General features: G+C 68.0%; 7 protein-coding genes. 6 read left to right on the top strand and 1 reads right to left on the bottom strand.

Annotated features, from left to right (window positions below; translation table 11 throughout):
• The first annotated feature begins 49 nt into the window (after positions 1–49).
• Complete coding sequence (locus ABZ281_RS30215; RefSeq protein WP_356660579.1) at positions 50–1192, top strand: Ig-like domain-containing protein; 1143 nt, start codon at positions 50–52, stop codon at positions 1190–1192.
• A 104-nt stretch (positions 1193–1296) separates the two neighbouring features.
• Here the strand turns inward: ABZ281_RS30215 and ABZ281_RS30210 are convergent, their stop codons facing one another.
• The gene (locus ABZ281_RS30210; RefSeq protein WP_356660577.1) at positions 1297–1698 is read right to left on the bottom strand and encodes a hypothetical protein; all 402 of its coding nucleotides are present in this window, start codon (positions 1696–1698) and stop codon (positions 1297–1299) included.
• Between the two features lie 144 nt (positions 1699–1842).
• On the opposite strand from ABZ281_RS30210, the gene ABZ281_RS30205 reads away from it, so the two are divergent.
• The 5 genes from ABZ281_RS30205 to trpD form a co-directional block, all read left to right on the top strand.
• A complete protein-coding gene (locus tag ABZ281_RS30205; protein ID WP_020272940.1) occupies positions 1843–2463 on the top strand; it encodes a heme-copper oxidase subunit III in 621 nt (206 codons plus the stop codon).
• Positions 2464–2544: 81 nt separating this feature from the next.
• Positions 2545–3357, top strand: coding sequence for a cytochrome c (locus tag ABZ281_RS30200; RefSeq protein ID WP_356660574.1), 813 nt, complete (start codon positions 2545–2547; stop codon positions 3355–3357).
• Positions 3354–4421: a Rieske 2Fe-2S domain-containing protein gene (locus tag ABZ281_RS30195; RefSeq protein ID WP_356660572.1), complete on the top strand. Its 1068-nt coding sequence runs from the start codon at positions 3354–3356 to the stop codon at positions 4419–4421. Before ABZ281_RS30200 ends, ABZ281_RS30195 begins: the two co-directional genes overlap by 4 nt.
• Positions 4418–6040, top strand: coding sequence for a cytochrome bc complex cytochrome b subunit (locus ABZ281_RS30190; protein WP_356660570.1), 1623 nt, complete (start codon positions 4418–4420; stop codon positions 6038–6040). The genes ABZ281_RS30195 and ABZ281_RS30190 overlap by 4 nt, the downstream gene beginning before the upstream one ends.
• A gap of 164 nt (positions 6041–6204) precedes the next feature.
• A partial coding sequence (trpD, locus tag ABZ281_RS30185) for an anthranilate phosphoribosyltransferase (RefSeq protein WP_356660568.1) occupies positions 6205–7212 on the top strand: 1008 nt, incomplete at its 3' end.

The raw sequence follows: 7212 nt of genomic DNA, 5'->3' as shown, positions 1-7212 counted from the left end.
GCGAAGATCCTGAAGGTCGTCGAGGAGCGCACTCAGGTCTGATCAGACCGTGCGAAGGCCCCCGGATCTCCGGGGATTCATCTTCAACGCCCCCGACGGCGGCCGCAAGAAGGCCGACCCGGACAAGCCCCTGGAAGTCGTCGAGGACTCCGACGGGCGCATCACGGACGTCACGGCCCACGACGCCTCAGGACGCTACGTGGCGGGCGAACTCGCCGCCGACGGCAGCCGCTGGCACAGCACCACCCCGCTCGCCGCCAACGCCAGCTACACGGTCCGTGTGAGCACCGAGGACGAGGACGGGGCGCCCGGCCGCAAGGTCGTCACCTTCGACACCGGCAAGCCCACCACCAAGAAGCGACTGGACGTCGCCTTCGGCCCCAGGAAGGGCACCTACGGCGTCGGCCAGCCCATCACGGCCGAACTGAGCCGGCCCGTCAAGGACAAGGCCCAGCGGGCCGTCGTGGAACGCGCCCTCAAGGTCTCCTCCACGCCCGCCACGGACGGCGCCTGGCACTGGGTGGACGACAAGAAGCTCCACTACCGCCCGAAGGACTACTGGCCCGCCCAGGCGACCGTCCAGGTCCGCAGCAACCTGCAGGGCATCAAGATCGGCGACCGGATGTGGGGTGGCAAGGCCAAGCCGCTGACCATCACCACCGCGGACAAGCTCATAGCCGTCACGGACGCCTCCGCCCACCAGATGACCGTCTACAAGAACGACGAGATCGTCCGGCGGATACCGGTCACCACGGGCATGCCCGGCTACGACACCCGCAACGGCGTCAAGGTCGTGCTGGCCAAGGAGGGCACCGTCCGCATGACCAGCGCCAGCATCGGCGCCTCGGACTTCTACGACCTGGTCGTGCACCACTCGGTCCGGGTCACCAACAGCGGCGAGTACGTCCACGCCGCCCCCTGGTCCGTCGGCTCCCAGGGCTACGCCAACGTCAGCCACGGCTGCACCGGCATGAGCACCGAGAACGCCGCCTGGTTCTACGACACCGTCCGCGAGGGCGACATCGTCAAGGTCGTGAACTCCGGCGGCGACATGATGGCCCCCTTCGGCAACGGCTTCGGCGACTGGAACCTCGACTGGGCGAAGTGGCGCACCGGCAGCGCCCTCGTCGGCGGCACCCCGGACGGCCCCACAGAGGCCGACAGGGCCCGCTTGCGGCCCCAGAGCGTCTAGACGCCCCCGGGGGCGCGGGGCCGTGTCGATATGCGGCTCCGCCGCGTGGGCGCGAACAGCTCCCACGCACCCGCAGCCGCCGAACAACAGGGCGAACCGAGCCCCTAGGTGTTCAAAGCCGCCTTCTCCCGCAACAGGGAAGCCAGCGCGGCAGCGAACTCCACCGGCTCCACCGGCAGGGTCACGGCCGCCTCCGCACGGCTCCAGGTCGCCAGCCACGCGTCCTGGGGCCGTCCGATCAGCAGCAGCACCGGCGGGCAGTCGAACACCTCGTCCTTGATCTGCCGGCACAGGCCCATACCCCCCATCGGCACGGCCTCGCCGTCCAGCACACAGACGTCGATCCCGCCCCGGTCCAGCTCCCGCAGCACCGCGTCCGGAGTCGCACACTCCAGGAACTCCACCACGGGAACGTCCGGAGCCGGCCTCCGTCCCGTGGCGAGCCGCACCTGCTCGCGGGTGTTGGAGTCGTCGCTGTAGACCAGCACCGTGGCGGTCGGCTGCATTGTTCCTCCGTGACGTCAGCGTCGTAAGGACAGGCCCGTGGGCCGGATGCTACTCCCTTGAACACCACGTCAACACCGGTACGACCGGGGAAGACACTCCGAACGGCACCCCCCGGAGTGAGGGCGGGATAAGCGACCGACATAATGTCGGTCGTGGCGACAGCAACGACAGTAGAAACCGGGCACGCGCACCCGTCGGTCAATCGGCCGAACCTCACCAGTGTCGGAACCATCATCTGGCTGAGTTCCGAGCTGATGTTCTTCGCGGCCCTCTTCGCGATGTACTTCACTCTGCGATCGGTGACGGGTCCCGATCACTGGAAGGAGATGGCTGCCCATCTCAACTTCCCGTTCTCGGCGACGAACACCACCATCCTGGTGCTCTCCTCGCTCACCTGCCAGCTCGGCGTCTTCGCCGCCGAGCGCGGTGATGTGAAGAAGCTCCGGATGTGGTTCATCGTCACGTTCGTGATGGGTGCGATCTTCATCGGCGGTCAGGTCTTCGAGTACACGGAGCTGGTCAAGGACGCGGGCCTGTCCCTGTCCTCCGATCCGTACGGCTCGGTGTTCTACCTGACCACCGGCTTCCACGGCCTGCACGTGACGGGCGGTCTCATCGCCTTCCTGCTGGTCCTGGGCCGGACCTACGCGGCCCGGAGGTTCACCCACGAGCAGGCGACGGCCGCGATCGTCGTGTCCTATTACTGGCACTTCGTCGATGTCGTCTGGATCGGTCTCTTCGCCACGATCTACATGATCAAGTAGCAGGGCCCGCATCCGCGCGTGCTCGACGAAGCGCGCATCCCAGAAGCATCGACGCAGAAGATCCTGACACCGGGGTAATCCGTGAAAAAGCTCTCCGCACGACGACGCCACCCGTTGGCGGCGCTCGTCGTCCTACTCCTCGCGCTGGCATGCACCGGGGGGCTGTACGCCGTGTTCGCACCCGCGGGCCAGGCGCAGGCCGACGAAACCGCCCAGTCCCTCACCATCGAGGAGGGCAAGAAGCTCTACTCGGTCGGTTGCGCCAGTTGCCACGGCACCGGCGGTCAGGGCACCTCCGACGGGCCGAGCCTGGTGGGTGTGGGCGCAGCGGCCGTCGACTTCCAGGTGGGCACCGGCCGGATGCCGGCCGCCACCTCCCAGGGCCCCCAGGTCCCGGCGAAGAAGAACATCTACTCGCAGGCCGAGATCGACCAGCTGGCGGCGTTCGTCGCCTCGCTGGGTGCCGGTCCGTCCATCCCGACGGAGGAGCAGTACGGCCCCGAGGGTGCCGACATCGCCAGGGGCGGTGAACTGTTCCGCACCAACTGCGCGCAGTGCCACAACTTCACCGGCAAGGGCGGCGCACTGACGCACGGCAAGTACGCGCCCTCGCTTGAGGGTGTCTCCGCGAAGCACATCTACGAGGCCATGCAGACCGGCCCGCAGAACATGCCGTCCTTCCCCGACACCTTGCTGACGGAACAGAACAAGAAGGACATCATCGCGTACCTCGACGCGGTCAACAGCGAAAAGACCGAGAGCCCCGGCGGCCTCGAACTGGGTGGCCTCGGGCCGGTCAGCGAGGGCCTGTTCGGCTGGATCTTCGGTCTCGGCGGTCTGATCGCCGTCGCCGTGTGGGTCGCCGCCCGGACCGCAAAGGCCAAGAAGTCATGACTAGCCAAGACATTCCAGAAGAGAACCTGCCCGCCGCGCGGTCCGCAGGACACGACGAGCACGGTGCGATGAGCGTCGCGGACGACAAGCACCCGTTCGCCGACCCGGGCCTGCCGCCCCACGAGCACCGCATCCAGGACGTCGACGAGCGGGCCGCCAAGCGGTCCGAGCGCTCGGTCGCCTTCCTGTTCACCCTGTCGATGCTGGCGACGGTCGGCTTCATCGCCTCCTTCGTGGCGATCCCGGTCGACAAGTCGGTCTTCATCTTCCCGCTCGGTCACATCAGCGCGCTGAACTTCGCACTGGGCATGACGCTCGGCATCGCGCTGTTCTGCATCGGCGCGGGCGCCGTCCACTGGGCCCGCACCCTGATGTCCGACGTGGAGGTCGCCGACGAGCGGCACGCGATCGAGGCGCCGCCCGAGGTTCGCGAGAAGGTCTTCGCGGACTTCAAGCAGGGCGCCAAGGAGTCGGCGCTCGGCCGTCGCAAGCTGATCCGCAACACGATGCTCGGCGCGCTCACGCTGGTGCCGCTCTCCGGCGTCGTGCTGCTGCGCGACCTCGGCCCGCTGCCCGGCGAGAAGCTCCGCCACACGCTGTGGTCCAAGGGCAAGCTGCTCGTCAACATGAACACGAACGAGCCGCTGCGGCCGTCCGACGTCGCGGTCGGTTCGCTGACCTTCGCCAAGCCCGAGGGCCTGGAGGAGCACGACCACGACTTCCAGAACGAGATCGCCAAGGCCGCCCTGATGATCGTCCGGATCCAGCCGGAGAACATCAAGGACAAGCGCGAGCTCGAGTGGTCGCACCAGGGCATCGTCGCGTACTCGAAGATCTGCACCCACGTCGGTTGCCCGATCTCCCTGTACGAGCAGCAGACGCATCACGTGCTCTGCCCCTGCCACCAGTCCACCTTCGACCTCTCCGACGGTGCCCGAGTGATCTTCGGTCCCGCCGGTCACGCCCTGCCGCAGCTCCGCATCGGCGTGAACGACGAGGGCTACCTCGAGGCGCTCGGCGACTTCGAAGAGCCCGTCGGCCCTGCTTTCTGGGAGCGCGGATGAGCACTGCACAGACACGCCGCAAGGCGCCCGCGGGTGAGCGGGTCGCCGACTGGGCCGACGGCCGCCTCGGGATCTACTCCCTGGCCAAGGCCAACATGCGCAAGATCTTCCCGGACCACTGGTCCTTCATGCTCGGTGAGATCTGCCTCTACAGCTTCATCATCATCATCCTCACGGGTGTGTACCTGACGCTGTTCTTCCACCCGTCGATGAACGAGGTGGAGTACCACGGCAGTTACGTCCCGCTTCAGGGGCAGCTGATGTCGGAGGCGTTCGCCTCCACGCTGGACATCAGCTTCGACGTCCGCGGCGGTCTGCTCATCCGGCAGATCCACCACTGGGCGGCGATCATCTTCCTCGCCGGCATGTTCGTGCACATGATGCGCGTCTTCTTCACCGGCGCGTTCCGCAAGCCGCGCGAGATCAACTGGATGTTCGGCTTCCTGCTGTTCGTCCTGGGCATGTTCACCGGCTTCACCGGCTACTCGCTCCCGGACGACCTGCTCTCCGGCACCGGTGTCCGCTTCACGCAGGGCGCGATCCTGTCCGTGCCGATCGTGGGCACGTATATCTCGATGTTCCTGTTCGGCGGGGAGTTCCCGGGAACCGACTTCGTCGCCCGGTTCTACTCGATCCACATCCTGCTGCTGCCGGGCATCATGCTCGGGCTCGTGGTCGGCCACCTGATCCTGGTCTTCTACCACAAGCACACCCAGTTCGCGGGCCCCGGACGGACCAACAAGAACGTCGTCGGCATGCCGCTTCTGCCGGTCTACATGGCCAAGGCCGGAGGCTTCTTCTTCCTGGTCTTCGGTTTCATCGCGGCCCTCGCCGGCCTCGCGACGATCAACCCGATCTGGGTCCTGGGCCCCTACCGGCCCGACCAGGTGTCGACCGGTGCCCAGCCCGACTGGTACATGGGCTTCGCCGAGGGTCTCATCCGCGCAATGCCCGGCTGGGAGATCAACCTCTGGGGCCACACGCTCGTCCTGGGTGTGTTCATCCCGCTGGTGCTCTTCGGTGTGTTCCTCGGGATCATCGCCCTGTACCCGTTCATCGAGTCCTGGGTCACCGGGGACAAGCGCGAGCACCACATCCTGGACCGGCCGCGCAACGCCCCGACCCGTACGGGTGTCGGTGTCGCCTGGGTGACCGGCTACATCATCATGCTGATCGGCGGTGGCAACGACATCGTCGCCACGCACTTCCATCTGTCGATCAACTCGGTGACCTGGTTCGTCCGGATCGGGTTCTTCCTCGGACCGGTCATCGCCTTCGTCGTCACCAAGCGCATCTGCCTCGGCCTGCAGCGCCGGGACAAGGAGAAGGTGCTGCACGGCCGCGAGTCGGGCATCATCAAGCGCCTGCCGCACGGTGAGTTCATCGAGGTGCACGAGCCGCTCAGCCAGGAGCAGATGTACACGCTCACGGCACACGAGCAGTACAAGCCGGCCCTGATCGGCCCGACGGTCGACGAGAACGGTGTCGAGCGCAAGGTGAAGGGCTCCGAGAAGCTGCGCGCCAAGCTCAGCGACGCCTACTACGGCGAGGAGGCCCAGATCCCGAAGCCCACCGCCGAGGAGTACCGGGAGATCACGAGCGGCCACGGCCACCACTGATCACTGCTTCGCCACGCCACAGAAGGGCCCCGTCCGTCCCCCAAGCTCAGAGCAGGGGGCACCCCCAGCCGGACGGGGCCCTTCGCGCTGCCCGGGGCTGGATAGGGTGGACCCCGTTGAGACTCTCGTCCCGTAGTGCGGGACGCCTGACCCTGGAGCGGCTTATGAGCGCTGTGACCCCCGCTGGAGGCGACACCGCGGCGGGCCGCTCCTGGCCCCTGCTGTTGAACGGTCTGCTGGACGGCAGGCACCTGAGCGCCGACGACACCGCCTGGGCGATGGACCGGATCATGCGCGGCGAGGCGACCGAGGCGCAGATCGCCGGGTTCGTCGTGGCCCTGCGCGCCAAGGGCGAGACCGTCGAGGAGATCAACGGCCTCGTCCGCACGATGTACGAGCACGCCAACGTGATCGAGGTGCCCGGGGCGACGGTCGACATCGTCGGCACGGGCGGCGACGGCGCGAAGACGGTCAACATCTCCACGATGTCCTCGATCGTGGTCGCCGGCACCGGCGCGAAGGTCGTCAAGCACGGCAACCGCGCCGCGTCCTCGGCGTCCGGGGCCTCCGACGTGCTGGAGAAGCTCGGCGTCAACCTCGAGCTGCCCCTGCACCGGGTGACGGAGGTCGCCGAGGAGGCCGGGATCACCTTCTGCTTCGCGGTGAAGTTCCACCCGGCGCTGCGGCACGCGGGCGCCGCCCGCGGCCAGTTGGGCATCCGCACGGTGTTCAACGCCCTCGGCCCGCTCACCAACCCGGCCCGGGTCCGCGCCCAGGCCGTGGGTGTGGCGGACCCCCGCATGGCGCCGATCGTCGCGGGCGTCTTCGCCGAGCGCGGCAACTCCTCCCTGGTCTTCCGGGGCGACGACGGCCTGGACGAGCTGACCACCACGGCCACCTCCCGGGTGTGGACCGTGCGGAGCGGCGAGGTGACCGAGGAGGCCTTCGACCCGCGTGACGTGGGCCTCGAACTGGTCCCCGTGGAGGCGCTGCGCGGCGCGGACGCCTCGTACAACGCGGAGGTCGCCCGGCGGCTTCTGGACGGGGAGACAGGCCCGGTGCGGGACGCTGTGGTGCTGAACTCGGCGGCGGCCCTGGTGGCCCTGGAGCCGACGCAAGCGCCGCTGGCCGAGCAGATCCGCGCCGGGATGGTGAAGGCGGCCGAGTCGATC

Source organism: Streptomyces sp. NPDC006265 (assembly GCF_040613555.1).
GTDB lineage: Bacteria > Actinomycetota > Actinomycetes > Streptomycetales > Streptomycetaceae > Streptomyces.
The sequence above is the reverse complement of the archived record's forward strand: the minus strand, read 5'-3'. Positions and strand labels throughout refer to the sequence as shown.

Coding starts and splice junctions, on each gene's coding strand:
- ABZ281_RS30195 (WP_356660572.1), top strand. CDS start 3,354: ATGACTAGCCAAGACATTCCAGAAGAGAACCTGCCCGCCGCGCGGTCC.
- ABZ281_RS30210 (WP_356660577.1), bottom strand. CDS start 1,698: ATGCAGCCGACCGCCACGGTGCTGGTCTACAGCGACGACTCCAACACC.
- ABZ281_RS30205 (WP_020272940.1), top strand. CDS start 1,843: ATGTCGGTCGTGGCGACAGCAACGACAGTAGAAACCGGGCACGCGCAC.
- ABZ281_RS30190 (WP_356660570.1), top strand. CDS start 4,418: ATGAGCACTGCACAGACACGCCGCAAGGCGCCCGCGGGTGAGCGGGTC.